The sequence below is a fragment of the Luteimonas sp. A537 genome (genome assembly GCF_054052065.1).
In genome coordinates this window covers 366,998-392,095 of sequence record NZ_JBSVRH010000003.1, presented here as the reverse complement: position 1 = coordinate 392,095, position 25,098 = coordinate 366,998, and the positions used below count along the sequence as shown (strand labels likewise).

General features: G+C 70.3%; 21 protein-coding genes and 1 pseudogene. 8 read left to right on the top strand and 14 right to left on the bottom strand.

All coding sequences use genetic code 11. The features are described from left to right. Positions 1 to 11 precede the first annotated feature (11 nt). From ACW7GZ_RS09380 to ACW7GZ_RS09370, 3 genes are read left to right on the top strand one after another with little or no spacing between them, the layout of a single operon-like run. On the top strand, positions 12 to 1,148 hold the full coding sequence (locus ACW7GZ_RS09380) for an AI-2E family transporter (RefSeq protein ID WP_457008908.1): 1,137 nt from the start codon (positions 12 to 14) through the stop codon (positions 1,146 to 1,148). Positions 1,149 to 1,167: 19 nt separating this feature from the next. Continuing rightward, the gene (locus ACW7GZ_RS09375; protein WP_457004583.1) at positions 1,168 to 1,914 is read left to right on the top strand and encodes an HAD family hydrolase; all 747 of its coding nucleotides are present in this window, start codon (positions 1,168 to 1,170) and stop codon (positions 1,912 to 1,914) included. Then, positions 1,911 to 3,287, top strand: coding sequence for a leucyl aminopeptidase family protein (locus tag ACW7GZ_RS09370; protein WP_457008906.1), 1,377 nt, complete (start codon positions 1,911 to 1,913; stop codon positions 3,285 to 3,287). Before ACW7GZ_RS09375 ends, ACW7GZ_RS09370 begins: the two co-directional genes overlap by 4 nt. 49 nt (positions 3,288 to 3,336) lie before the next feature. Here the strand turns inward: ACW7GZ_RS09370 and ACW7GZ_RS09365 are convergent, their stop codons facing one another. The 5 genes from ACW7GZ_RS09365 to ACW7GZ_RS09345 all read right to left on the bottom strand — a co-directional run bounded on the left by ACW7GZ_RS09365 (position 3,337) and on the right by ACW7GZ_RS09345 (position 8,800). Then, positions 3,337 to 3,939, bottom strand: coding sequence for a response regulator (locus ACW7GZ_RS09365; RefSeq protein ID WP_457004758.1), 603 nt, complete (start codon positions 3,937 to 3,939; stop codon positions 3,337 to 3,339). Then, entirely contained in the window at positions 3,936 to 5,123 is a 1,188-nt protein-coding gene (locus ACW7GZ_RS09360) for a sensor histidine kinase (RefSeq protein WP_457004580.1), read from the bottom strand. Before ACW7GZ_RS09360 ends, ACW7GZ_RS09365 begins: the two co-directional genes overlap by 4 nt. A gap of 19 nt (positions 5,124 to 5,142) precedes the next feature. Then, positions 5,143 to 7,020, bottom strand: a complete 1,878-nt coding sequence (locus tag ACW7GZ_RS09355) for a CIA30 family protein (RefSeq protein WP_457008904.1) — start codon at positions 7,018 to 7,020, stop codon at positions 5,143 to 5,145. An 89-nt stretch (positions 7,021 to 7,109) separates the two neighbouring features. Then, the gene (locus ACW7GZ_RS09350; protein ID WP_457004576.1) at positions 7,110 to 7,886 is read right to left on the bottom strand and encodes an ABC transporter permease; all 777 of its coding nucleotides are present in this window, start codon (positions 7,884 to 7,886) and stop codon (positions 7,110 to 7,112) included. After that, positions 7,886 to 8,800, bottom strand: a complete 915-nt coding sequence (locus ACW7GZ_RS09345; protein WP_457008902.1) for an ABC transporter ATP-binding protein — start codon at positions 8,798 to 8,800, stop codon at positions 7,886 to 7,888. The genes ACW7GZ_RS09350 and ACW7GZ_RS09345 overlap by 1 nt, the downstream gene beginning before the upstream one ends. Positions 8,801 to 8,948: 148 nt before the next feature. On the opposite strand from ACW7GZ_RS09345, the gene ACW7GZ_RS09340 reads away from it, so the two are divergent. The 4 genes from ACW7GZ_RS09340 (at position 8,949) to ACW7GZ_RS09325 (ending at position 13,481) form a co-directional block, all read left to right on the top strand. After that, on the top strand, positions 8,949 to 10,178 hold the full coding sequence (locus tag ACW7GZ_RS09340; protein ID WP_457004574.1) for an efflux RND transporter periplasmic adaptor subunit: 1,230 nt from the start codon (positions 8,949 to 8,951) through the stop codon (positions 10,176 to 10,178). Between the two features lie 77 nt (positions 10,179 to 10,255). Further along, positions 10,256 to 10,948: an ABC transporter ATP-binding protein gene (locus ACW7GZ_RS09335; protein WP_457004572.1), complete on the top strand. Its 693-nt coding sequence runs from the start codon at positions 10,256 to 10,258 to the stop codon at positions 10,946 to 10,948. Positions 10,949 to 10,973: 25 nt separating this feature from the next. Next, the gene (locus ACW7GZ_RS09330; RefSeq protein ID WP_457004570.1) at positions 10,974 to 12,140 is read left to right on the top strand and encodes an ABC transporter permease; all 1,167 of its coding nucleotides are present in this window, start codon (positions 10,974 to 10,976) and stop codon (positions 12,138 to 12,140) included. Between the two features lie 15 nt (positions 12,141 to 12,155). Further along, positions 12,156 to 13,481 (top strand): ABC transporter permease, encoded by a 1,326-nt coding sequence (locus ACW7GZ_RS09325; RefSeq protein ID WP_457008900.1) that lies wholly within the window; start codon positions 12,156 to 12,158, stop codon positions 13,479 to 13,481. Positions 13,482 to 13,501: 20 nt separating this feature from the next. Here ACW7GZ_RS09325 and rarD read toward each other — a convergent pair whose 3' ends face one another. The 9 genes and pseudogenes from rarD to mltB all read right to left on the bottom strand — a co-directional run bounded on the left by rarD (position 13,502) and on the right by mltB (position 24,143). Further along, positions 13,502 to 14,377, bottom strand: a complete 876-nt coding sequence (rarD, locus tag ACW7GZ_RS09320; RefSeq protein ID WP_457009151.1) for an EamA family transporter RarD — start codon at positions 14,375 to 14,377, stop codon at positions 13,502 to 13,504. A 179-nt stretch (positions 14,378 to 14,556) separates the two neighbouring features. Further along, a pseudogene (gene yedA, locus ACW7GZ_RS09315) lies at positions 14,557 to 15,459 on the bottom strand (drug/metabolite exporter YedA); the annotation flags it as partial. Positions 15,460 to 15,725: 266 nt separating this feature from the next. Beyond that, the gene (locus ACW7GZ_RS09310) at positions 15,726 to 17,909 is read right to left on the bottom strand and encodes a carboxy terminal-processing peptidase (protein WP_457004567.1); all 2,184 of its coding nucleotides are present in this window, start codon (positions 17,907 to 17,909) and stop codon (positions 15,726 to 15,728) included. A 177-nt stretch (positions 17,910 to 18,086) separates the two neighbouring features. Continuing rightward, positions 18,087 to 19,097 (bottom strand): lipoyl synthase, encoded by a 1,011-nt coding sequence (gene lipA, locus ACW7GZ_RS09305; protein ID WP_457004565.1) that lies wholly within the window; start codon positions 19,095 to 19,097, stop codon positions 18,087 to 18,089. 163 nt (positions 19,098 to 19,260) lie between these two features. Further along, positions 19,261 to 19,944, bottom strand: coding sequence for a lipoyl(octanoyl) transferase LipB (lipB, locus tag ACW7GZ_RS09300; protein WP_457004563.1), 684 nt, complete (start codon positions 19,942 to 19,944; stop codon positions 19,261 to 19,263). After that, the gene (locus tag ACW7GZ_RS09295; protein WP_457004561.1) at positions 19,932 to 20,210 is read right to left on the bottom strand and encodes a DUF493 family protein; all 279 of its coding nucleotides are present in this window, start codon (positions 20,208 to 20,210) and stop codon (positions 19,932 to 19,934) included. The genes lipB and ACW7GZ_RS09295 overlap by 13 nt, the downstream gene beginning before the upstream one ends. A 91-nt stretch (positions 20,211 to 20,301) precedes the next feature. Then, a complete protein-coding gene (locus ACW7GZ_RS09290) occupies positions 20,302 to 21,522 on the bottom strand; it encodes a D-alanyl-D-alanine carboxypeptidase family protein (protein WP_457008898.1) in 1,221 nt (406 codons plus the stop codon). A gap of 102 nt (positions 21,523 to 21,624) precedes the next feature. Next, on the bottom strand, positions 21,625 to 23,028 hold the full coding sequence (locus ACW7GZ_RS09285; RefSeq protein ID WP_457004557.1) for a septal ring lytic transglycosylase RlpA family protein: 1,404 nt from the start codon (positions 23,026 to 23,028) through the stop codon (positions 21,625 to 21,627). Next, entirely contained in the window at positions 23,025 to 24,143 is a 1,119-nt protein-coding gene (gene mltB, locus ACW7GZ_RS09280) for a lytic murein transglycosylase B (protein WP_457004555.1), read from the bottom strand. The genes ACW7GZ_RS09285 and mltB overlap by 4 nt, the downstream gene beginning before the upstream one ends. Positions 24,144 to 24,340: 197 nt before the next feature. On the opposite strand from mltB, the gene ACW7GZ_RS09275 reads away from it, so the two are divergent. After that, a complete protein-coding gene (locus ACW7GZ_RS09275; RefSeq protein ID WP_457004553.1) occupies positions 24,341 to 25,081 on the top strand; it encodes a hypothetical protein in 741 nt (246 codons plus the stop codon). Positions 25,082 to 25,098 lie beyond the last annotated feature (17 nt).

The window sequence follows — 25,098 nt, the reverse complement described above, 5'->3', positions numbered from 1 at the left end:
GGCGCACTCCCATGGCGACGCGTGACACCCCCGCTTCAAGCGAAGCGCCCGCCGCCGCGAACGCAATCCCTGTCGCCACCGACGAAGCTGCGGCCCAGGGGCCGGCGCCGCGCCCGCGCGCGTCCACGCCGGTCATGGTCCTTGCCCTGCTTGCCATCGGGTACACGCTCTGGGCGGCCCAGGGCGTGATCCTGCCGGTGCTGCTGGCCATGTTCCTCGCCCTGATCGGCAACCCGGTCATACGCGCCCTTCGCAGGATCTGCCTGCCGCGCTTCCTCGCCGCGCTGCTGGTGCTGTGCGGAGGCATCGCGGGCACCGCCCTCCTCGGCCAGCAGCTGCTGGCACCGGCGATCGACTGGATGCAGGAAGCCCCGCGGCAGATGCGCCAGCTCGGCAAGGAGCTCGGCGAGCTGGCCGAGCCCGTGCGCGAGGCCAACCGCGTCGCCGAGGACATCGCCCGCCAGGCCAGCGGCGACGGGCGCAAGGTCGAGGTGGTGCGCACCCAGGTCGACGACCCCTACTCGGCGCTGGCCAGGGCGCCGCGGATGGCGGGCAGCGTGCTTGCGGTGGTGCTGCTGACTTTCTTTTTCATGGTCTTCGGCGAGGACCTGCAGCGCCGCGCGATCGCCCTGCTGCCCACGCGCCAGCGGCAGCGGGTCACTGTGGAGATCATGCAATCGATCGAGCGCGACGTGTCGCGCTACGTCTTCACCATCACCCTGATCAACGCCGGCGTGGGCGTGCTGCTTGCAGCCGTGCTGCACTGGGGCCTGGGCGTAGACATGCAGGAGGCGCTGCTCTGGGGCACGATCGCCATGTTGCTCAACTTCGCGCCCTACGTGGGGCCGGCGATCGGTTTGGTGGCGATGCTGCTGATGGGCTTCGTGACCTGGGACGACGTCGGGGCCTCGCTGCTGCCGGCGGCGATCTACCTTGGCCTGCACACGCTGGAAGGGCAGCTGGTGACGCCGTTGGTGCTTGGCCAGCGCATGCAGCTGTCGCCACTCGTCCTGATGCTGGCGCTGCTGTTGTTCGGCTGGCTGTGGGGCATCGTCGGCCTGCTGCTGGCGGTGCCGCTGCTGGTCTGCGTGAAGCGCGTGCTGGCGCGCATCGATGGGCTGGAGGGGTGGGCGCGGCTGTTGGGGTAGGCCGCCGTACAATGGCGCCATGGCCTTCACTGTCCGCGCCATCAGCCTCGACCTTGACGACACCGTGTGGCCGTTCGCGCCCATCGGCGTGCGCATCGAACGCGTGCTTGACGAATGGATGCGGCGACACAGCCCGGCCACCGCGGAGATGTTCCCGGCGGAGGCGATGCGCACGCTGCGCGAGCGCGTGGGTGCGGAGAACCCGTCGCTGGCCCACGACATGTCGGCGCTGCGGCGGATGACGCTGGAGGCTGCGCTGCGCGAAAGCGGCGGCGACGTGGCCATGGCCGATGCCGCATACGACGCCTTCTTCGCCGAGCGCAACCGGGTCGAGTGCTATCCGGACGCGATCCACGCGCTGGAACGCATCAGCGCCAGGCTGCCGATCGCGGCGCTCAGCAACGGCAATGCCGACCTGGCGCGCATCGGCCTGGACCACCTCTTCAGCGTGCAGCTGAGCGCCTGCTCGTTCGGCCAAGCCAAGCCGGATCCCGCCATCTTCCTCGCCGCCTGCAAGCAGCTGGGCGTGCCGCCGGCCGAGGTGCTGCACGTCGGCGACCACCCCGAGGCCGACGTCGCCGGCGCCGCGCGCGCCGGGCTGCGCAGCTGCTGGATCAACCGCGCCGACGACCACGGCCGGCGCCTGCAATGGCGCCACGACGAGATCGAGCCCGACCTCCATTTCGATTCCCTGGCCGGACTGGCCGACTGGCTCGACGCGGCCCTGCCCGCGCCGGGCGACCGCATACGGAGTACCCACGCATGAACCTCCCCGCCTGCTACGCCCCCGCCGCCGACGCCGCGCAGGCGCGGCCGCTGCATATCGTCGACCGCGACGGACTCGCCACCTGGCGCGCGACGCAGCCGGCCGCGGTCGGCGCCTGGCTGGACGCGCACGCCTTCGACGGCTCCGCATGCAGCTGCCTGGTCCTTCCGGCGGCCGACGGCACGCCGGCCTCCGCGGTGATCGGCGTCGGCGACAGGCTCGACCCCTGCGCCTACGCCCACGCGCCACGCGCACTGCCCGCCGGCGACTGGGCGCCTGCCGGAGACATCGGCGCGGACGCCCTGCACGCGCTGCAGCTGGGTTGGGGGCTGGGCAGCTACGCCTTCGACCGCTACCGCAAGCCGAGGCCGGTGCGCGCGCGGCTGGCGCTGGACGCAAGCGATGCCGAAGCACTGGACCTGCTCGCCGCGACCACGCGCGTGCGCGACCTGGTCAACACGCCGACGCAAGACATGGGCCCGGAGCAGCTGGAAGGCGTGGCCCGCGACATCGCCCTGGCGCACGGCGCGGACTTCAGCGCGATCACCGGCAACGCCCTGCTGGAACAGAACTTCCCCGCCATCCACGCCGTGGGCCGCGCCTCGCATCGCGCGCCACGGCTGCTGGCGCTGCGCTGGGGCGAGGCCTCGCATCCGCACGTGGCCATCGTCGGCAAGGGCGTGTGCTTCGACACCGGCGGCCTCGACATCAAGCCCGCCGACGGCATGCGCAACATGAAGAAGGACATGGGCGGCGCCGCGCACGCGATCGCCCTGGCCGAGCTGGTGATGGCGCGCAGGCTGCCGCTGCGCATCACGCTGCTGGTGCCGGCGGTGGAAAACGCGATCGGTCCCGACGCATTCCGCCCGGGCGAGGTCATCGCCACGCGCACCGGCGTCAGCGTCGAGATCGACAACACCGATGCCGAAGGGCGGGTGATCCTGGGCGACGCGCTGGCCTATGCCGGTGAGCAGAAGCCGGACCTGCTGCTCGACTTCGCCACCCTCACCGGCGCCGCGCGCATCGCGCTGGGTCCGGACCTGCCGGCGCTCTTCAGCAACGACGACGCACTGGCCCAGGCCTGGCTGGACGCGGGCATGCAGGTGCGCGATCCGCTGTGGCGCATGCCGCTGTGGCGCCCCTACCTGCGCTACCTGGCCAGCAAGGTCGCCGACATGGCCAATGCCGGTTCGAAGATGGCCGGCAGCGTGACCGCGGCGCTGTACCTGGAGCGCTTCGTGCCCAAGGGCATGCCCTGGGCCCACCTGGACACCTACGCCTGGAACGACAGCGACCGACCCGGCCGCCCCGCCGGCGGCGAAGCGCTGGGCCTGCGCGCGGCGTTTGAAATGCTGAAGACCCGCGCAGGCTAGCCGCGCAACATCGATCTTCGAGTCCTTGGGAGCGCCCTTGTGGGAGCGGCTACAGCCAGCCCTTCTGGCGAGCCAGCCGATACGCCTCGATGCGGTTGCCGACACCCAGCTTGCCGATGGCCTCGGAAAGATAGTTGCGCACCGTGCCCTGCGAGAGGTTCAACACGGCGGCGATCTCGCCCGCCGACTGTCCCTCGCCGGCAAGCCGCAGCACCTGGCGCTCGCGTTCGTTGAGGGGATCGGCTTCGGACCAGGCCTCGAGCGCCAGCTGCGGATCGATCGCGCGGCCGCCGTCGTGCACCTTGCGCAGCGCCGCTGCCAGCTCCTCCACCGGCGCGTCTTTGAGCAGGTAGCCCTGCACGCCGGCGTCGAGCGCGCGGCGCAGGTAGCCGCCGCGCGCGAAGGTGGTGACGATGACCACCTTCGTCGCCAGCCCGTGGCGCTGGATGCGCTGGGCCAGCTCCAGGCCGGTGAGTCCGGGCATCTCGATATCGGTCACCAGCATGTCGGGAGCCATGCGCTGCAGTTCGCGCCATGCCGCCTCGCCGTCGGCTGCGGTGCCGACAACCTCGATGTCCACCTCCATCGCCAGCAACGCGGCCAGCGCACCGCGCAGCATGGCCTGGTCCTCGGCGAGCACGATGCGGATCACCGGTCGTTCGCCGCCAGCGGCAACCACGCCTCGACCACCGTGCCGCGTCCGCGCTCCGAATCCACCTGCAGGCGCCCTCCCAATGCCTCGATCCGTTCGCGCATGCCGCCCAGGCCGTTGCCCGGTGTGATCGCGCCGCCGCGGCCGTCATCGCTGATCCGCAGCACCACGCCGTCGCCGGACGCGGCGCGCAGCGCGACCTCGGCGCTGCGCGCATGGGCATGGCGCTGGATGTTGGTCACCGCCTCGCGCACCACCAGCGCCAGTGCGTTCTCCATGCGCGCCGGCAGCGCGCCACCGGCCAGGCTGCGTTCGTCCCAGTCGTGGTGCAGAGCGACGCCATCGCATTCGAGCAGCAGCTTCGCCGAGGCCAGTTCGGCGGCCATGCCCGCCGAACGGATGCCGCTCACCGCCGAGCGCACCTGCGCCAACGCATCGCGCGCGACGCGGCTCACGGCATCGATCTCGGTGCGCGCCGCGGCGGGATCGCGCTCGACCAGGCGCGCGGCGAGGTCGGACTTCAGCGCCACCAGCGACAGCGTGTGCCCCAGCAGGTCGTGCAGGTCGCGGCCGATGCGCTCGCGCTCGGCGAGCGCGGCCAGGCGGCGGACCTCGTCGTGCGAGAGCCTCAGCGCGGCGTCCTTGCGCTGGCCGACGTGTTCGGCATGGATCAGCAGGCCGACGATCACCGTGACCAGCGGCAGCCAGACCAGGGCCTGCCAGGGATAGCCGACCGCCAGCGCAAGGCCGACGAACGCGGCATTGAGCACCGCGAGCAGCAGCAGGTAGCGGCGCAGCGAACCGGCGCGCCAGCCACGGAGCATCACGCAGCCGAACACGAAGTAGCTCATGCCCGAGGGATACCAGGGCAGCAGCACCAGGCTCAGCGCGACCATCCCGAGCGCGTAGCGCAGCGCTTCACGCCCGGGACGCAGCAGCACCGCCGCGTACAGCAGCAAGAACAGCGGATACGACAGCAGGGTCAGCGCCGCCCAGCGCAGGTCGTAGCCGCCGGGAGCGAACAGCGGGGTGATGAACACCCACACCGTCCACATCAGGTGCACCCACTCGATCCACGGCGGCCGGCCCTGGCGCAGCGTCGCCGCCATCAACGAGTCCGGCGCCGGCGACAGCCAGGCGCGCCAGCCCTTCAACGCCGGAGATGGAATGACCGCTTGCCGCATGCGGCGATGATGCCCCATGTCAGCGCAGCTCGACCCGGTCGATGTACAGCTCGAACGCACCGTCCGGCTGGCCGGCGGTGATCGCGATCGCGCGCAGCGTGGCCGCTTCCGCGCCCGCGAACGAGGACAGCGGCATCCGCACCTCCTGCCAGTCCGGCCCGGCGACGAAGGACTGCATGCTCGGCATCGCCTGCATCGACGGGCCGGAGAACAGCATCGCCTGGTAGCTGCGGCCGTCGCCGCGCGCCTGGAACACCAGCTCGCTGCGCGCCGAGGCGTCGACCGGCTGCATCGGCTGCGCGCCGGGATGGAACATGGTGCCGGCCCAGGGGAAGGCGAAGCCGGGACGGATCTCGCCGGTAACCCGCAGCGCGCCGCTGGAACCGTCGGCGCCGCCCGCAATCCAGGCCTGCTCCGCGACCGACGTGCCGCCGGCCATGGCGTCGGTGGTGATCTGCCAGCCGTGGCCGAAGCGCACGCCGGTACCGCCATCCTCGAAGTCGGCGACCAGGGCGCCCTCGGCGATCACGGGCGCCGCCGACGCCTGGTCGATGCGCTGACGGGCGACGGCGTGGCCGTTCTTCCAGATGCCGACGATGGCGCGCGTGGCTTCGATGTCGGCGGTCGGATCGCCCTCGACCAGCAGCAGGTCGGCGCGCAGGCCGGGCGCGATGCGGCCGCGGTCGTCGAGTCCGAAGCGGCGCGCGGGCAGGGAGGTCGCGGCGGCCAGCGCCGCGGCCGGCGACAGGCCGGCGCGCACCAGCAGCGCCAGTTCGCCGTGCATGCTGATGCCGTGCGAAGTGCCGGGATTGCCGGCGTCGGTGCCGGCGAGGATGTCGACACCGGCGGCGTGCAGCGCAGCCACGCTGCGCAGCGCCGCGTCGAGCTTCTGAGGGCGCGGCGGACCGGGGAAGGCGGCCGCGAGCGTGGCGCGCTGCTCCGCGCCCGTCCATGGCGACAGCCGCGCGTCGTCCGCGAGCGCGGCGCCGCTGCCGTCCTGGGCGAAGCCCGCGATCACCGACAGCGTCGGCACGACGAAGCTGCCGGCATCCTTCGCGGCGGCGACGAAGTCCGGCGACGCGGCCACGTCGTGGAAGACATGCACCAGGCCGTCGGCGCCCGACGCCACCGCGTGCAGCGCATCGGCCTGCGTGGCGGCGTGGACCACGGCCAGGCGCCCGTGCGCCTGCGCGGCGGCGATCGCCTCCGTCACCTGCACCGGCGTGATCGTCGGCAGGCGGCGTTCGTCGGAATGGGTGCTGAAGTCCTCGACGATCAGCTTGATGTAGTCCGATCCCTCGGCCACTCGCGCGGCGACGAAGGCCGCGGCGTCGCCATCGGCGGCGAGCGTGGGCACCGGGATGCCGAACTGCGTGCCGTGGCCGCCCTCGGTGGTGACGGTGGCGCCGGCGGTCCACAGGTCGGCCCCGTCGACGGCATCCAGCGATTCGCGCTGCGCGCGCAGCTGCGGGATGCGGTTCCAGTCGCCGAACATGTCCAGCTCGGTAGTGACCCCAAAGCGCAGGGCATCGCGCTGCGCGTCGCCCCAGCTGTGGGTATGCGCGTCGATGAGGCCCGGCAGCAGGGTCCTGCCGCCGCCGTCGACCACCTCGATGCCTGCGGGGATCGCGACATCGGCACCCACGGCCTCGATGCGACCGTCGCGGACGATGACATTGGCGGCGGGCAGCACGCGTTCGCCGTCGAAGATGCGCACACCGGAGATGGCGAAGGCCTCACCCGAGCCTCCGGACGGCAGCGCGGCGCTGGCCGCGGCGTCGGCAGCCGGACCGTCTGCGGCGGCCCGCGACTCGGCGGATGGCCCCTGGGCGAGGACGGCGCCGGCGATGGCGGCGGCAATGGCGCTTGCGGCGAGGATTTCGGGCCAGCGTTTCATGGCATCACTCCTTGCAGATGGGGAACGTTCGGACACAGCGGGGTGGAGACGCGGGATGGTCGCAATGGATGGTCGCGGTCCGACGGCACTCAGCCGCGACGCGCCAGGCGCGCGCGGGCCAGGACGAAGAAGCCGACCGTGACCGCCGCGAGCACGCCCAGGTGCAGCGCGAGCGGTTGGCCGGCATCCATGCCCACCACCTTCAGGGCGAGCTGCGCGTGGTGGTAGGACGGCCACGCGGGCGCCAACCGGGCAAGCGCGGCGGGCAGCATCGACAGCGGCAGCCACAGGCCGGACAGGAAGGCCATCGGCAGGTACAGCAGGTTGACCACGACCGGCGCGGCGGAACCGCCCACGAGCACGCCGATATAAAGTCCGATGGCACAGAACGGCAGCGCGCCGGCCACGTGCACGGCCCACAGCAGCAGCCATTGCGAAGGCGCCAGTGACACTCCTGCCAGCGTGGCCGCGATCACGGCCAGCAGCAACGAGACGATGGCCGAGAACAGCAGCGCCATCGCGATCTTCGCCAGCAGGTAGGCGCCTGGCGGCATCGGCAGCGCGCGCTTGAGGGCGAGCAGGCCCTCGGAGCGATCCATCGCCACGGTGACGCCGAAACCGAACAGGGCCGCGCCCATCACCCCGAACACGCCGTAGGTGGCGAGCAGGTACTGCGCGGCATCGCCGCCGCCGCGGTTCATGGCCACGCCGAACAGCAGGTAGAACATCGCCGGGAACAGCAGCGTGGGCAGCGCGAACATCGGAGTGCGCAGCAGGCGCAGGAACTCGTACTTCGCTTCCTGCGCATAGGCGCGCAACAGCGGGTGGCGATGGGCGGGGGACGGAACATGGGCGATGGCGTTCATCACGCAGCCTCCTTGAGCGCGGTGCAACGGGTGATTTCGAGGAAGGCCTCGGCGAGGCCTGCGCGGCTGACATCAAGCCCGGACAGAGCCGGGTCCACGGCGAGCAGGCGGCGGACCACGTCCTCGGCGGCGTCGGCCACCACCTCCAGGCGATCGCCGTCGCGCACTGCCGAACGCACGCGCGGCCAGCGCACGATGTCGGCGGCATCGACCGTGGTCACGCAGCGGATGCGGCGCTGGTCGACCCGCGCACGCACTTCGTCGAGGCTGCCGCTGGCCACCACGCGGCCGTCGGCCAGCATCACGACGCGATCGGCCAGCGCCTCGGCTTCCTCCAGGTAATGCGTGGTCAACAGCACCGCGGTGCCCTCGGCGACCAGTTCGCGCAGACCGCGCCAGAGTCCCTGGCGCGCTTCGATGTCGAGGCCCGTCGTGGGTTCGTCGAGGAACAGCAGCCGCGGCCGGCCGCAGACCGCGAGCGCGAACTGCACGCGCCGCTGCTGGCCGCCGGAGAGCCTGCCGTAGCGGCGCTTGAGCAGGCCATCCAGGCCGGCAAGCGCGACGCAGTCGGCGACGCTGCGCGGATCCGGGTAGTAGCTACGGACCAGGTCCAGGAGTTCGTCGACCCGCAGCGTGTCGGCGAGTGCGCCGGACTGCAGCATCACGCCGATGCCCTGCCGCGCCTGCAGCGCCTGCGGCGCATGGCCGAACAGGCGCGCCTGGCCGGCGTCGGGCTCCAGCAGGCCCAGCAGCAGCGAGATCGCGGTGGTCTTGCCGGCGCCGTTCGCGCCCAGCAGGGCCAGCACCTGGCCGGCATGCAATTGCAGGTCGACGCCGTCCAGCGCGGCGACCTTGCCGTAGCACTTGCGGGCGCCTTCAAGGCTGGCCAGCGGTATCTCGAAGCGGTGGTCCATGGCACGTCTCCTTCTGGATGTGTCCAGACTGGGCGCTGGCCGCCGCCGGCTGCAGTCCCCGCGATCATCCATCGCACATGACAGGCGTCAGGTGACGGCGCCGGCCCGATGCCGTCACACTCGACCCCCTGCCACCGTCGGGGAATCCATGAACACGAAAGCAGACCTGCTGCGCGAGCTCCGCATCGACCGCCAGCCCACGCCGCCGCCCTCGCGCCGCGGGTTGTGGATCGGACTCGCCGTGGCCGCGGCCGTGCTGCTTGCCACGGGCCTGGCCTGGGCGCTGCTCGGCGGCGAGCGCGGCGTCGAGGTGGAGACGGCCACCGCGGTCGCCACCGGCGGCGGCAGCGGCGCCAACTCGGTGCTCGACGCCAGCGGCTACGTCGTCGCGCGGCGCATGGCCACGGTGTCGTCGAAGATCACCGGCCGCGTGCGCGAAGTGCTGATCGAGGAAGGCATGGCGGTCGAGGAAGGCCAGGTCATGGCCACCCTGGACCCGATCGACGCCGATGCGCAGAACGACCTCGCACGCGCGCAACTTGTCGCCGCGCGCAGCCAGGTGGAAGGCGTCCGGGCGCAACTGGTCGAAGCCGAGGCCCAGGCCGGGCGGCTGTCGTCGCTGGTGGAACAGCAGCTGGTGTCGCGCGCACAGCACGACCAGGCGGTGGCACAACGCGACACCCTGCGCGCACAGCTCGCCACCGCGCAGCGCAACACCCAGGTTGCCGGCGAGCAGCTGCGGATCAGCGACATCGGCGTCGACAACACCATCGTGCGCGCGCCATTTGCCGGCGTGGTCATCGCCAAGGCCGCGCAGCCGGGCGAGATCGTGTCGCCGCTCTCGGCCGGCGGCGGCTTCACCCGCACCGGCATCGGCACCATCGTCGACATGGACTCGCTCGAGGTCGAGGTCGACGTCGGCGAGGCCTACATCGGCCGGGTGCAGGCGAAGATGCCGGTCGAGGCCACGCTCAACGCCTACCAGGACTGGAAGATCCCGGCGGAAGTGATCGCGATCATCCCCACCGCGGACCGCGGCAAGGCCACGGTCAAGGTGCGCGTGGCGCTGAAGGAGAAGGATCCGCGGATCGTCCCCGACATGGGCGTGACCGTGAGCTTCCTGGAGTCCGCGCCGGAGCCGGGCACCGACGAGCCGCGCGGCGTACGCGTGCCGGCGGCGGCAGTCGTGACGCGCGACGGCGATGACACCGTCTTCGTGGTCGCCGCGGACGACCTTGCCGAATTGCGCAAGGTCAGCACCGGTGGCGGCAGCGGTGCCCAGCGCACCGTGCTTTCCGGGCTCGCGCCCGGGGAAACCGTCGTGCTTGATCCGCCGGCCGGACTCGGCGACGGCGACAGGATCGTCATCGCCGAATAGGTCCCCGTCAGGCGCACCCGCTTGACCGCATCAACGCATCAACGTTCCAGAATCCCGCATTCCACCGGAGGCAAGCCATGACCACCCTGGTATCGATCCGCAACCTCGGCAAGTCCTACCAGCGCGGCCCCGAAAAGGTCGAAGTGCTGCACGGCCTGGACCTGGACATCGCGTCCGGCGACTTCGTCGCGCTGATGGGGCCGTCCGGCTCCGGCAAGACCACCCTGCTCAACCTCATCGGCGGGCTGGACGCGCCCACGGGCGGCGAGATCGAAATCGCCGGCCAGCGCATCGACAGCATGGGCGCCGGGCAACTTGCCACCTGGCGCAGCCGGAACGTCGGCTACGTGTTCCAGTTCTACAACCTGATGCCGGCGCTCAGCGCCCAGAAAAACGTGGAGCTGCCGCTGCTGCTGACGAAGCTCAACGGCGCGCAGCGCAAGCGCAACGCGCAGATAGCGCTTGAACTGGTCGGCCTGTCCGACCGCGTGTCGCACAAGCCGGCGGAGCTGTCCGGCGGCCAGCAACAGCGCGTGGCAATCGCGCGCGCCATCGTCTCCGACCCGACGCTCTTGATCTGCGACGAGCCCACCGGCGACCTCGACCGCCAGTCGGCCGAGGAGATCCTGGGCCTGCTGCAGGAGCTCAACCGCGAGCACGGCAAGACCATCGTCATGGTGACGCACGACCCGAAGGCGGCGGAGTACGCCAGCCACACCCTGCACCTGGACAAGGGCGTGCTGGTCGAACAGCAGTCCCACGCAGCCTGATGCCGCGCAACCGGAGGAGGTCGACATGAAGTACTTCCACCTGGTCTGGGCGGCGCTGTTCCGGCGCAAGACCCGCACCTTTCTGACGCTGGCCTCGATCATGGCCGCGTTCCTGCTGTTCGGCCTGCTCGACGGCATCCGCTCCAGCTTCGCCCAGCTCGGACAGAACGCGGATGGTGCGCAGCGCCTGCAGACGGCCTCCAAGCTGTCGTTCATCGAGACACTGCCGCTGTCGCTGCAACCGCGGATCACCGCCATCGACAACATCGAGGCGGTGACCCACGCCAACTGGTTCGGCGGCACCTACCAGGGGCCGCGCAACCAGCTGTTCACGCTCGCCGTGGCGCAGAACTACCTCGAGCTCTATCCCGAAGTCGAGGTCGATCCGGCCCAGCTCGAGGCCTGGAAGCGCAACCGTACCGGCATGCTGGTCGGCGAGACCATGATGAAGCGCTTCGACTGGAAGGTCGGGCAGCGCATCCCGCTGCAGTCGGCGATCTACCCCAACAGCGACGGCACGCTCGACTGGGCGTTCGACATCGTCGGCGTGCTGCGCGCGAAGGAAGGCGAAAGCGCCGGCTTCACCGGGGCGATGATGCTGATGCACTACGACTACTTCGAGGAATCCACGCCCTACGTCGACGGCGACGTCGGCTGGTACATCAGCCGCGTCTCCGACGTGCGCCGCAGCGACGCCGCGGCGAAGGCCATCGACGCGCTCTCGGCCAACTCGCCGCACGAGACCAAGTCCATGAGCGAGCAGGCGGCGATGGCCTCGCAGCTCAAGCAGATGGCCGACATCGGCCTGATCGTGGGTTCGATCATGGGCGCGGTGTTCTTCACCCTGCTGCTGCTCACCGGCAACACGATGGCGCAGGCGGTGCGCGAGCGGACCTCCGAACTCGCGGTGCTGAAGACGATCGGGTTTTCCAGCACCAGCGTGCTGGCGATGGTGCTTGCCGAGTCGATGCTGATGGTGGTGATCGGCGGCACGCTCGGCCTGGGCCTGGCCGCGGTGGTCGGCAAGGTGGCGACCGCCGGCAGCGGCGGCATGATCAACCTGCCGCCCGTGGGCGCCGAGAGCTGGATCCTGGGGCTGGGACTGATGCTGGCCATCGGCCTGCTGGTCGGCGCGCTGCCGGCGATCCGCGCAATGCGCCTGAATATCGTCGATGCGCTCGCGGGCCGCTGAAGAGGGAATATCCAGATGAACACAGTGAAGAAGATGCTCCGGGGCTTTGGCCTGTTCCTGTTGCTGACCGCATTCCTCGCGGCCTGGATCCTCCTGCCATGGCCCGCGCTGCTCGCGATCGCCGTGGCATTCGCCCTGTGGATGCTGTTCACGCACAGCGGTCGCCAGGCGGCATCGGTGACCGGGGTCGGCGTCAGCACCCTGTCGCAGCGCCTGGGCTCGTCGTCGGTGGTGATCATCGGCATCGCCGGCGTGGTCGGCGTGCTGGTGGCGCTGCTGGCGATGGCCGAGGGCTACCAGCACACGGTGTCCAGCAGCGGCGACGACAAGACCGCGATCGTGCTGCGCGGCGGCTCGGCCGCCGAACTGATGTCGGTGCTCACGCGCGACGCGATCACCACCATCGAGCGCGCGCCGGAAATCGCACGCGACGCCGAGGGCCGGCCGCTGGCATCGCCGGAGCTCGTGGTCGCGGCCAACCTGCCGATCCGCGGCGCCGAAGCCGATGTCGACGGCAGCGTGCAGCTGCGCGGCGTCGGCGACATGGCCTGGGCCGTGCGTCCCAACGTGCAGCTGGTCGAAGGCCGCCGCTTCGAGACCGGCAAGCGCGAGCTGGTGGTCGGGAGCGGCGCGCGCCGCCAGTTCCTCGGCCTCGACCCGGGCAGCGAGATCCGCCTGGGCAACCAATCCTGGACGGTGGTCGGCGTGTTCGAATCCGGTGACTCGATGGCATCCGAGATGTGGGCCGACGCCGAAGTCGTCGCCACCACCTATCGTCGCGGCAGCAGCCGGGCCTCGGTATTCGCGCGCCTCACCGATGCCTCGGCGTTCAACGCCTTCAAGGCCACGCTGGCAGCTGACCCGCGCCTGCAGGTCGAAGCCCAGACCACGCTGAAGTACTTCCAGGCACAGTCGGAAGGCATTTCGAAAGTGCTGCGCATCATCGGCATCGTGGTCGGCTCGATCATGGCCATCGGCGCGGTGTTCGGCGCGCTCAACACCATGTTCGCAAGCGTCGCCTCGCGCGCGAGCGAGATCGCGACCCTGCGCGCGATCGGCTTCCGCGGCATGCCGGTGGTGGTGGCGGTGATGCTTGAGACCATGCTGCTGGCCGCGCTCGGCGGCGCCCTCGGCGGGCTGCTGGCGTGGCTGGTGTTCAACGGCTACACAGCGTCGACCATGGCCGGTGGCATGTCCCAGCTCACCTTCGAGTTCAAGGTGTCACCGGAACTGCTGTGGCAGGGCTTGAAGTGGGCGCTCGCGATCGGCTTCATCGGCGGCTTGTTCCCGGCCCTGCGTGCGGCGACGATGCCTGTAACCGACGCCCTGCGCGCGGCCTGAGCAGGCGCGCGGTGCGCGGATCAGGCCTGCTGGGCCACGATCCGCCGCCGCGCGCGGATGAAGCCGTCGACCGCGAATACCGCCAGGCCCAGCCAGATGACGGAAAAGCCGATCGCGCGGTCGCGGCCGAACGGCTCGCCCAGCACCAGCACGCCGCACAGCAGCTGCAGCGTCGGCGCCAGGTACTGCAGCACGCCCACCGTGGTCAGCGACACCTGCCGCACCGCGTAGGCGAAGCCGATCAGCGGCAGCGCGGTCAGCGCACCGCCAAGCACCAGCAGCAGGTTGCTGCCAACGCCCCAGTCCAGGGACACGAAGCCTCCGCTGCCCTGCGTTTCAAGCCACGCCAAGGCCAGCGCCGCGGGCACCAGCAGGTACAGGTTCTCCACGCCAAGCCCTGCCACCGCGTCGACCGCGGCATAGCGGCGGATCAGGCCATAGATCGCGAACGAACCAGCCAGCAGCAGTGCGATCCACGGAAAGCTGCCGTAGTTGAAGGTCAGCCAGAGCACGCCACAGGCCGCCAGCGCCACCGCCACCCACTGCGCCGGCGCCAGGCGCTCGCGCAGGAACACCACGCCGATCACCACGTTGAGCAGCGGATTGATGAAGTAGCCGAGGCTGGCCTCGACCACGTGCCCGGCGTTGACCGCCCACACGTACAGGCTCCAGTTGAAGCCGATCAGGAGCCCCGAGGCCAGCAGCATGCCCGCCAGGCGCGGCTGCGACAGCACCGCGCGCAGCCAGCCGCGGCCACGGGTAAGCGTGAGGAACGCCGCCACCAGCACCGCCGACCACAGCGCGCGGTGCAGCACCACGTGCATCGACGGCACGGATTTGAGCAGGTGCCAGTACAGCGGCATCAGGCCCCAGATCACGAAGGCGCCGACCGCCATCCACAGTCCGCGGGTGTGCGCGCTGCCGCTCACGGATGCGTATCCGGCGCTGCATGCGACGCCACCGGAGCGGCGACGCCAGGCATCGGCGCATCCGGCAGCGGCGGTTCGGCGGCGAGCGCCAGCGCTGCAGCCACCACGGGCACTGTCGCCACGGCCTGGCGCGCGCTGCGCCTGCGCCTGCCGGCGCTGGCCAGGGTGATCGCCACCACGCCGGCCAGGATCACCGCCATCGCGCCAAGGTCGTGCGCGCTGAAGCGTTCACCGGCAAGCCACGCACCAAGCGCCACCGCGATCAGCGGATTGACGTAGGCATAACTGCTGGCGAGGCTCGCACGCACGTTCTGCAGCAGCCAGGCGTAGGCGGAGAAGGCGAGGATCGAGCCGAACACCGTCAGATAGGCCACCGCCAGCGTGCCACGAAGGGTCGGCGCTTCGGCAAAGCGCTCACCCAGCAGCCAGCCCGCGGCGACCATAAGCACCCCGCCGCAGAGCATCTGCCCGGCCGCGGTCATGAACGGCGAGGGCAGCGCGCGGCTGCGGCTCCAGACCGAGCCGAAGGCCCAGGCCAGTGGCGCCACCATTAGTGAGATCAAACCCTGGGGCGAAGCGGTGAGCGAGCTGCCGGCGTTGAGCCAGAGCACGCCGGCGAAGCCGACCGCGAGGCCGGCGAGCTCGATCCGCGTGGGCCGCTCGCCGCGCAGCGCCGCGAACAGGCCCATCCACAGCGGACACGAGGCCACCGCCACCGCCGCAAGCCCCGACGACACCGTCTGCTGCGCGATGCAGACCATGCCGTTGCCCAGGCCGAGCAGCAACGTGCCCATGATCGCGAGGTCGCGCCACTGCGCGCGGGTGGGCGCCGGCAGGCCGCGCAGGCGCAGCACGGCGTACAACAGCGCGCCCGCGGCCACGAAACGCATCCCCGCCATCAGCAGCGGCGGATAGCCGCCCTCGAGCGCGAAGCGGATGCCGAGATAGGTCGACCCCCAGACGAGGTACACCGCGCCCAGGGCCATGACGACCGCCATCGCGCCGGGCGGCGTGCGGGCGGGAACGGAAAACGGCGAAGCAGCACCCATTGCGGCGTCCGGGCGGAAAAGTTGCGGAGTGGAAGAGCGGCGGTTTCGATCAATCCGCCGAGGCAGAGATTCTACGCCGCGCGAACGCCTCGCGGATCGCGGCTGTAGCCGCTCCCACAGTAGGAGCAGCTACAGCTGCGATCGGGATCTCCGACGGGAGCCCGATCCCATCCCGTGGTCGCAGCTATAGCTGCTCCTACAGGGGTGCGATTCGACGGATGCGGTCCGCCAGCGCGCAGTACGACGGTTACGGGCCGCTGCTCCCCTCAGCGCGCCCAGCGTCCCGGGCCGGTGGACTCGGGCAGCACCGCCGACGAAAGCTGGCGGTCGGCATCGAGCAGGCGCACGGCGTCGGCGAGGATCGCGGCGGACTCGCGCAGCAGCGGGTCCGGGCGCTTCTCGGCGGCCTCCTCGCGCGCGGTGTCGGCGGCGATGTCGCGCTCGTTCGCGGTCAGGCCGTCGTCGGCGGAGAGTTCGGCCAGCGGGTCCAGGTCCAGGCCCAGGCGCTTGCGCTCTTCCTGGCGGTCCTTGCGCTTGGCGGCCTGGCGGTCGCGCTCGGTGCGGCGTTCGGCCTCGTTGAGCGAGATGTAGTCCTTGTCGGCCTCGGCGCGGAACTCGGCCACGTCTTCCTTCCACCACTGGAACTCGCGATCGCTGGACACGCGCCCCGCATGGAGTTCATCCAGGCGCGGCAGCAGCGGCGCGAAGTTGCCGTAGCGGGTGTGCGGCACGGCGGAAATCCGGGTCCAGGGCAGTGCGTTGTCGTAGGTGCTTTCGCCGAACTCGGTGGCGTTGATCGTCGCCGGGAAGCGGATGTCGGGCACCACGCCCTTGTTCTGGGTGCTGCTGCCGCCGGGCAGGAAGAACTGCGCGATGGTCATCTTGACCTGGCCATGGCGCTTGCCCTCGTTGGCCGGCCAGCGGTCGAGGTCGAACAGGTTCTGCACCGTGCCCTTGCCGAAGGTGGTCTCGCCGATCACCAGGCCGCGGCCGTAGTCCTGGATGGCACCGGCGACGATCTCCGACGCCGAGGCGGATGCGCGGTTGACCAGCACCGCCAGCGGTCCGTCCCAGGAGACGCCGGCCTTGCGGTCGGATTCCACCGCAACCCGTCCGCCGGATTCGCGCACCTGCACCACCGGGCCGGTATCGATGAAGAGGCCGGTGAGCTCGACCGCCTCGTTGAGCGAGCCGCCGCCGTTGTTGCGCAGGTCGAGCACGATGCCGTCGATGCCCTGCTCGCGGAACTCGCCTAGGATCCGGGCCACGTCGCGCGTGGCCGAGGCGTAGTCGCCATTGCGGCTGCGCCGGCCCTCGAAGTCCTGGTAGAACGCCGGCAGCTCGATCACGCCGATGCGCTTGGCGTCGCCGGTCGGACCTGCGGGGATCTCGATCAGCTTGGACTTGGCGGCCTGTTCCTCCAGGCGGATCTTGGCGCGGGTCAGGGTGATGCGCACCGGCGCGCTGTCGAGCAGCGCCTCCACCGGCACTACGTCAAGGCGCACCTGGGTGCCCGCACTGCCCTTGATCTTCTCGACCACGTCGTCGATGCGCCAGCCGATCACGTCGTCCATCGGCCCGCTCGTGCCCTGCCCCACGCCGACGATGCGATCGCCGGGGGTGAACTTGTCGCTGGCCGCCGCCGGACCGCCGGGGATCAGTTCGCGGATCACCACCACGTCGTCCTGCTTCTGCAACTGCGCGCCGATGCCTTCCAGCGACAGCGACATGCTCTGGTTGAACAGGCCGGCGGTGCGCGGATTGAAATAGTCGGTATGCGGATCGATGGACGCGGTGTAGGCGTTGAGGAAGGTCTGGAACGCGTCCTCGCTGTTCAGCTGTTCGATGCTGGTCGCGATGTTGGCGTAGCGCTTGTCCAGCGTCGCTCGCATCTCGGCGGGCTCCTTGCCGGCAAGCTTCAGCCGCAGCCAGTCGTTGCGCACCGATTTCTTCCACAGTGCGTCGAGCTCGGCGCGGTCGGCAGCCCAGGGCGCGTCCTCGCGATCGTAATACCAGCGTTCCTCGCCCTCGAAATCGAAGATGTCCTGCTCCAGCAGCCCGCGCGCGTACTCCACCCGCTCGGCCACGCGCTGCTTGTAGATCGCGTACATCTCCATCGCCGGGCCGGTGTCGCCCTGGCGGACGGCGTCGCCCATCTGCGCCTCGTAGCGCTGGAAGCGCGCAACGTCGTCCGCATCGAGGAACAGCTTGTTGCCGTCCAGCGCCTCGAGGTAACGCTTGAAGATGTCCTGCGACAGGGTGGCGTCGAGACCGCGCGGGCGATAGGCGTAGCGACTGTCGGACAGCAGCCCGTAGACCAGTTTGGAGGTGGTCTCGTGATCCGTGGTCGGCGCCGCGATCGCGTCGCCGTCGGCGCGCGCCATCAACGCCAGGGGCATGGCCAGCGCAAGGGCGACGACGGTTGCGGACAGGGCTTGGCGTGCTTTCATGCGGTCGGCTCGATGCTCACGTGGGGAGGTGCGTCGCTACCCTGCACCGTGCCGGCCCGAACATAGGCCGTACAGTGCTGGAAGTCGCGTATTGACGCCCGAAACCACTCTAACCGCGGCCGCGGGGCTGGGTGTGAACAATTCGCCACGCGGCACCAGGCGGAATGACGCGGCCGCTCAGGTGGCGAAGCCCGCGTCCGCTGCCTGGCGGTCGGCGTGATACGACGAACGCACCAGCGGGCCCGACGCGACGTGGGTGAAGCCCAGCGCCATGCCGTAGTCCTCGAAGGCCTTGAATTCCTCCGGCGTCCAGTAGCGCAGCACCGGGTGGTGGTGCGCGCTGGGCTGCAGGTACTGGCCGATGGTGATCATCTCGACGTCGTGCGCACGCAGGTCGCGGAGCGTGGCTTCGACCTGCTCCCGGGTCTCGCCGAGGCCGAGCATGATCCCGGACTTGGAGGCGACCTCCGGGTGCTGGGCCTTGAAGCGCTGCAGCAGGGTCAGCGACCACTGGTAGTCGGCGCCCGGGCGCACGTTGCGGTACAGGTCCGGGACGGTTTCAACGTTGTGGTTGAAGACGTCCGGCGGATTGACAGCAAGGATCTCCAGCGCGCGGTCCATGCGGCCCTTGCCACGGAAGTCCGGGGTCAGGATCTCGATTTTCGTGCCGGGCGTGGCAGCACGGATGGCTGCGATGCAGTCGACGAAGTGCTGGGCCCCACCGTCGCGCAGGTCGTCGCGGTCGACCGAGGTCACCACGACGTACTTCAGCCCCATGTCGGCGACGGTCTCGGCCAGGCGACGCGGCTCGTCGGCGTCCGGCGGCTTTGGCCGGCCGTGGGCGACGTCGCAGAAGCTGCAGCGGCGGGTGCAGACCTCGCCCAGGATCATGAAGGTCGCGGTGCCGTGCCCGAAGCATTCATGGATGTTCGGGCAGCTCGCGTCCTCGCACACCGTGACCAGGCGGTTCTTGCGCAGCTTCGACTTCAGCGCCGCGACCGCGCCGTTGGACGGGATCCGCACCCGGATCCACGACGGCTTGCGCAACACCGGCGCGTCCACGAACTCCACCGGCGAACGCCCGATCTTGTCCCCCGCCACCTGCTTCACCCCCGGCACCAGCGACGGCGGCGCGTCGCTGCTGACGACTGCGAGCGGGATGGACTTGGCGGCGGAGGTGTTGGTCATGTTTTTTGCCACGGATTTGCGCGGATAAGAGCGGATTTACACAGATAGAGCAGAAAGGCAGAAAAAGCAGGGGCAGGAGCTTTGGCCACGGATCTGCGCGGATTTACGCGGATAGAGCAAAACCACTGAAAAAGCTCTTCGCTTCATCCGCGCAAATCCGCTCTTATCCGCGTAAATCCGTGGCAAAAGCTCTTTCTTCCGCCGCCTCCACAGCCGCCAAACCAAACTGCGCGGCAAGCGCCGCGACCAGCGCGGGCCGGGCGGCGTCGAGGCTTGCGGGACCGCCGCATTCTACCACCGAGGTCGTTTCCAGCCCGGCGTAGCCGCAGGGGTTGATGCGGTGGAACGGCTCGGGATCCATCGCGATGTTGAAGGCCAGGCCGTGGAAGGTGCAGCCGCGGCGGACGCGGATGCCGAGCGCGGCGATCTTGGCGCCGCTGTCCACGTACACGCCCGGCGCGCCCTCGCGGCGCTGCGCATGGATGCCCCAACCGGCCAAGGTATCGATGAGTGCCTGTTCGATGCGGCAGACGTAATCGCGCACGCCGATGCCCAGGCGCCGGAGGTCGAGCAGCGGATACGCGACCAGCTGGCCGGGCCCGTGGTAGGTCACCTGACCACCGCGGTCGACCTTGAGTACCGGAATATCGCCCGCCGCCAGCACATGTTCGGGCTTGCCGGCCTGGCCGAGGGTGAACACCGGCTCGTGCTCGACCAGCCACAGCTCGTCGGGCGTGTCGTCGTCGCGGGCATCGGTGAAGGCCTGCATCGCGCGCCAGACCGGCTCGTAGGCGCGCCGGCCGAGGTCGTGGACCAACAGCGCGCGCGTGGCGGCTACAGCGTCCACTTCACCTCGGGATGCTCGCGCAGCGCGGCGTGCGCGCTGTCGTACTCCTCTCGCGAGTTGGCGCGGAAGCTGATCCGCACCGAGACGAAGCGGCCGCCGCTGGACGGCCGGGCCGTAAGCGTCTCGTGGACCACGGTCAGGCCGGCGGCGCGCAGCAGGTTGGGGACTTCGACTTCCAGTCCGGCGGAGGCCGGGCCCATGGCGGTGATCTCGAAATCACCCGGGAACTGGAAGCCGTGCTCAGGGTTGTCGGACTTGATTTCCATGCACCCGATTATGGGGCCGGGACCCGGGGATCCCAACGCCATCACTGCAACGCCGTGGCCCGCTTCCGGAACCCGCGGCGTCCGCCTGCGCTCAGAGCGACTGCCACCACATCAGCAGCTCGTGCCACAGGCGCTTGAAGAACCCGGCTTCCGGAACCTCTTGCAAAGCCACCAGCGGCGCCTCGGCCACCAGCTTGCCATCAAGCATCACCCGCACCTTGCCCACGGCCTGGCCAAGCTCGATCGGCGCCACCAGCGTGCGCGGCACGTCCATGCTCGGCTGCAGCTTCGCGTACTGGCCGCGCTGCATGCTGACCAGCAGCGGCTCGGCCACGCCCAGGTCGAGCTCCCTGGCCTCGCCCTTCCAGACCTTCTGCGTCGCCACCGGCTCACCGGCGGGATAGAGCTCGTGGGTCTCGAAGAAACGGAAGCCCCAGTTCAGCAGCGCCTGCGAATCGGTGGCGCGCTGGGCTTCGCTGGTGGAACCCATCACCACCGAGATCAGGCGCTGGTCACCGCGCTTGGCCGAGGCCATCAGGCAGTAGCCTGCCCCGGAGTGATGGCCGGTCTTGATCCCGTCCACGCTCTGGTCGCGCCACAGCAGGATGTTGCGGTTGCGCTGGGTGATCGGCCCGACCGTGAATTCCTTGATCGCGTTGAACGCGTAGTGCTCGGGGAAATCACGCGCCAGCGCACGGCCCAGCAGCGCCAGGTCGCGCGCGGTCGAATAGTGCTCCGGCGCCGACAGGCCATGGGAATTGACGAAGTGCGAGTTCTTCATGCCGATGCGCGCGGCATAGGCGTTCATCAGCGAAGCGAAGGCGTCCTCGGAACCGGCGATGTGCTCGGCCAGGGCGATCGCGGCGTCGTTGCCCGACTGCACCGTCATGCCCTTTTCCATGTCGAGCAGCTTGGCGGTCTTGTTGACCTCGAAGCCGCTGTAGCTGCCGTCGGTGCCGGCGCCGCCGGTGCGCCAGGCATTGACGCTCATCATCACGTCGTCGTCGGCGCCAACCTTGCCCGCGGCCATCTCGGCCGCGATCACATAGCTGGTCATCACCTTGGTGATGCTGGCCGGCTCGACGCGCTCATCGACCTTGTCGCCGGCGAGGACCTGCCCGGTTGCGAAATCCATCAGCGCCCACGCCGTGCCGGTGATGGCAGGCGCGTCGGGCACCGGCAGTTCCTCGCTCAGCGCGGCGAGCGCTGCGGGAGCGGGTGCAGCGGGCGCGGGGTCCTGGGCAAAGGCGAGGCCGAGCGTGGCGACGGAAACAGCGGCGAGCAGCGCGACGCGGACGGCGTGGGCTTTCATCAGGCGTGGGACTCCGGGAATTTCGGGCCATCCGCGGGCGGACGGCGGGGACAGACGCTCATTTTAACCGTGCGCGTCAGCCATGCGCGTTAACGTTCTGCATCACTCGCGCACGGGATGCGGCGCACCGAAGCCCAGGCTGGCGACGCGCGCGCCTAGCTCGGCGACGCCCGCGGGCGCCACCGGGCCCACGCGCAGGCGCCACACCGGCTTGCCCGCGGCAGTGCCGTCATGCAGCCGTGCGTCGCCGATCCCGGCACCGCGCAGCAGGGCGAGCGCACGCTCGGCGTTGTCGCGGGAACCGAAGGCTGCGACCTGGAGCAGGACGCCGGCAACCGATGTGGCCGGCGAAGGATCGCCCGCCGCGACAGCAGCCGCGGCGACCTTCACCGGTGCGCTGGCGGCCGGGGCCACAGTGCCGGTGCCGGCGTCCGCCGTGGAGGACGCCGCCACGGCCGCACCGACGGCGGCCGAGCCATAGGGATCGGGCTTTCCCGGCCGTCCGGTCGCGACGCGCGCGCGGCGGGACTTCATCCAGGCGTCGAACTCGTCGGCGGTCATCGCGCGGCCGTCCTGGTGCATGTCGAAACGCCAGTCGCCATTTGCTGAACCGGGCGCAGCGACTGGCGCGGCCACCGCGGCTGCAGGCGTCACTGCCTGCGCATCCGCGGCGGCCGGCCCGGGGGCCGCCGCCTGCGGTGCCGGCAGCGCGGCGACCAGCCCATCCAGCCCGCTCGGCGGTGCGGGCTGCGGGCGGCCGGTGGCCACGCGCACCCCGGGCGGCAGCCCGGTGGCCGGGTCGATCGCGGCGAGGCGGGCATCGGGTTCGTGGCGTGCGTTCTCGCCGGCACTCAGCGCGCGCACCTCGACCCTCGCGGTGCCGCGCGGATGCACGCCGATCTTGACCGCGGCGGCGTAGCTCAGGTCGACCACGCGGCCTTCGTGGAAGGGGCCGCGGTCGTTCACGCGCACTACCACCGACTGGCCGTTGTCGAGGTTGGTCACCCGCGCGAAGCTGGGCAGCGGCAGCGACTTGTGGGCCGCGGTGAACGCGTACATGTCGTAGACCTCCTGGTTGGAGGTCCGGCGGCCGTGGAACTTCTGGCCGTAATAGGACGCCTGCCCGGTCTCGACGAAGCCCTTGGCATCGTCAAGCACCCGGTAGGACCTGCCCTGCACCTTGTACGGAGAGCGGTTGCCGTAGCGCGAGCGCTCCAGGGCCACGATGTCCGGCTCCGGGATCGCATCCACGTCGGGGACGTAGTCCGGCGTCGTGTCCGCGACGCCGGGCTTGTACAGGCCCCCGGCCACGTAGTCGCCGCGCGTCGACGGGTCTTCCTGCGCCGGCGCATAGGGCGAGACCCGGGGGCCCTTGCCATCAACCGTGCGCGGAACCTGGTCTTCGGGAGGCGCGTCCTTGCTGGGCGAACCCGCGCAGCCAGCCAGCAGTGCAGCAGCCGCGGCGGCGGTCCACCAGCACGCGAGCCTCGCCCGCCGGTTGCTCATTGCGGTTCGCGCCCCGCGATCGCCTGCGCCAGCTGGTGCACGGCCAGCGAATACATCGGCGAACGGTTGTATCGGCTGATGACGTAGAAGTTGCGATAGCCGAGCCAGTATTCGCGGCCGTTGGCGCCATCGAACGAAAGCAGCGTGGCACCCTCGGCCACGGGCTGCCCGGGCAGCGGGCGATAGCCGCGTTCGGCGAGCTCGGACAGGCGATGCGCCGGGTCCAGGCCCTCGGGCTTGAAGTCGGCCGCACCGGCATCGCGACCGGCGCGCGCCACCACCGGCGCATCGCGCTCCCAACCGTGGATCACGAAGTAGTTGGCGATGGAGGCGAACACGTCGGGCTTGTGCGTGAGCAGGTCGCGGCGGCCATCGCCGTCACCGTCCTTCGCCCACAGGCGATAGCTGGAGGGCATGAACTGGCCCATGCCCATGGCGCCGGCATAGCTGCCCTTGAGCGCGGCGATGTCGAGCTGCGGCTCTTCGGCGTTAAGCGCGAACAGCTGCGCCAGCTCGCCGGCGAAAAACGGCGCGCGCTTGGGGAAGCCGAAGGCCAGCGTGTACAGCGCATCGACCACGCGATGGTTGCCGGTGATGCGGCCATAGCTGGTCTCGACACCGATGATCGCGACGATGTACTCGGCCGGGACGCCGGTCTCCGCGGCAACCCGGTCGAGCGCGGCCCGGTTCTCGGCGTAGAAGGCCTTGCCGCCGCTGATGCGGGCATCGTTGATGAAGATCGGGCGGTAGTCGCTCCAGGGGCGCACGGCCTCGGCCGGACGCGACATCGCATCGATGATCGACTGCTTGTGCGCGGCGCCGGCAAGCACGTCGCGGATGCGCTGGCGATCGACGCCATACGTGTCCGCGGTGTAGTCGACGAAGGCGGCGATGCGCTGCGCTTCGGGGATCGCCGGGTCGGTCACCGACGGCGGCGCCACCGGGCGTTCCGGCGGCTGCGGCACTGCGGGCAGCGGCGCAGGTCCGGCTGCTGCGGGCGGCGATGCCGCGTCCACGGACGTGGCGTTGTGGGCGGTCTCGGCCGGAGTCGCGCAGGCGAACAGCGCGAGCGACACCAGGGAGGCGGATACGAGTGCTAGGGGGCGTTTGACCATCGGTCGCGAGGTTATCACGCGACACGACGGGCATGGCCTGGCGCCAGGTGAACGGCAGTGGGCACGACAATCCGTGACGGAGCGCACGCCATCTGGAAGGCCTGCCTGGCGTCCGCATGACGATCCGCACATCCGCGGGGATCACGCGGCATCCACCCTGCCGGAAAGGATACCCACCAGCAAAGGAAGGACTGACCATGACCCGTGCGGAACGCTTGCTCACCCTGTACTCCGGCGTGCTGACGCTCGCCGTCGCCACGGCACTGCTGACCGGCGCCACTTCGGGCAACAAGACCTCGTTCGAGGAAATCGACGTGCAGCGGCTCAACCTTCGTGAACCCGACGGTACGCTGCGCTACGTACTGTCGAGCTCCGCCCGTTTCCCGGGCGCGATCATCAAGGACAGGGAATACGCGCACCCGCGGCCCCAGGCGGGCATGTTGTTCTACAACGATGAAGGCTCGGAGGTCGGTGGGCTGATCTTCGCAGGCAGCCGCGACGCCAACGGCAAGATCCGCTCAGGTGGCAGCCTGACGTTCGACCGCTACGAGCAGGACCAGATCGTGCAGATCATGGGCCTCGACCAGGGCGGCGACCGGACCCTGGCCGGCATGCAGGTCTCCGACCGCCCGTCACGCTCTATCGCGATCGACTTCGAGGAGAACGCGGAGATCGAAGCGATGCCCGAGGGTGAGCGCAAGGCGCTGATGGCAGGCCGCCGTGCCGGGAACCACTACGGCGCGGATCGCCTGTTCGTCGGCCGCAACGGCGGCGGCGACGCAACCCTGGTCATGAGCGACGCCAAGGGCAACCCGCGGATGCAGCTGAAAGTTGCAGCTGATGGCGGTGCCTCGATCGATTTCCTGGATGACCAGGGCACGGTCGTGGGCAGCCTGACTCCGGACTCCGTACCTGCCGCTACGACGCAGGCGGACTGAGTCCCGAGAGCGCCGAC

Bases quoted from the DNA above. Each gene is read 5' to 3' on its own strand.
- ACW7GZ_RS09380 (WP_457008908.1), top strand. From the start codon at position 12: ATGGCGACGCGTGACACCCCCGCTTCAAGCGAAGCGCCCGCCGCCGCG.
- ACW7GZ_RS09375 (WP_457004583.1), top strand. From the start codon at position 1,168: ATGGCCTTCACTGTCCGCGCCATCAGCCTCGACCTTGACGACACCGTG.
- ACW7GZ_RS09370 (WP_457008906.1), top strand. From the start codon at position 1,911: ATGAACCTCCCCGCCTGCTACGCCCCCGCCGCCGACGCCGCGCAGGCG.
- ACW7GZ_RS09360 (WP_457004580.1), bottom strand. From the start codon at position 5,123: ATGCGGCAAGCGGTCATTCCATCTCCGGCGTTGAAGGGCTGGCGCGCC.
- ACW7GZ_RS09355 (WP_457008904.1), bottom strand. From the start codon at position 7,020: ATGAAACGCTGGCCCGAAATCCTCGCCGCAAGCGCCATTGCCGCCGCC.
- ACW7GZ_RS09350 (WP_457004576.1), bottom strand. From the start codon at position 7,886: ATGAACGCCATCGCCCATGTTCCGTCCCCCGCCCATCGCCACCCGCTG.
- ACW7GZ_RS09345 (WP_457008902.1), bottom strand. From the start codon at position 8,800: ATGGACCACCGCTTCGAGATACCGCTGGCCAGCCTTGAAGGCGCCCGC.
- ACW7GZ_RS09340 (WP_457004574.1), top strand. From the start codon at position 8,949: ATGAACACGAAAGCAGACCTGCTGCGCGAGCTCCGCATCGACCGCCAG.
- ACW7GZ_RS09335 (WP_457004572.1), top strand. From the start codon at position 10,256: ATGACCACCCTGGTATCGATCCGCAACCTCGGCAAGTCCTACCAGCGC.
- ACW7GZ_RS09330 (WP_457004570.1), top strand. From the start codon at position 10,974: ATGAAGTACTTCCACCTGGTCTGGGCGGCGCTGTTCCGGCGCAAGACC.
- ACW7GZ_RS09325 (WP_457008900.1), top strand. From the start codon at position 12,156: ATGAACACAGTGAAGAAGATGCTCCGGGGCTTTGGCCTGTTCCTGTTG.
- rarD (WP_457009151.1), bottom strand. From the start codon at position 14,377: ATGGCGGTCGGCGCCTTCGTGATCTGGGGCCTGATGCCGCTGTACTGG.
- ACW7GZ_RS09310 (WP_457004567.1), bottom strand. From the start codon at position 17,909: ATGAAAGCACGCCAAGCCCTGTCCGCAACCGTCGTCGCCCTTGCGCTG.
- lipA (WP_457004565.1), bottom strand. From the start codon at position 19,097: ATGACCAACACCTCCGCCGCCAAGTCCATCCCGCTCGCAGTCGTCAGC.
- ACW7GZ_RS09295 (WP_457004561.1), bottom strand. From the start codon at position 20,210: ATGGAAATCAAGTCCGACAACCCTGAGCACGGCTTCCAGTTCCCGGGT.
- ACW7GZ_RS09290 (WP_457008898.1), bottom strand. From the start codon at position 21,522: ATGAAAGCCCACGCCGTCCGCGTCGCGCTGCTCGCCGCTGTTTCCGTC.
- ACW7GZ_RS09285 (WP_457004557.1), bottom strand. From the start codon at position 23,028: ATGAGCAACCGGCGGGCGAGGCTCGCGTGCTGGTGGACCGCCGCCGCG.
- mltB (WP_457004555.1), bottom strand. From the start codon at position 24,143: ATGGTCAAACGCCCCCTAGCACTCGTATCCGCCTCCCTGGTGTCGCTC.
- ACW7GZ_RS09275 (WP_457004553.1), top strand. From the start codon at position 24,341: ATGACCCGTGCGGAACGCTTGCTCACCCTGTACTCCGGCGTGCTGACG.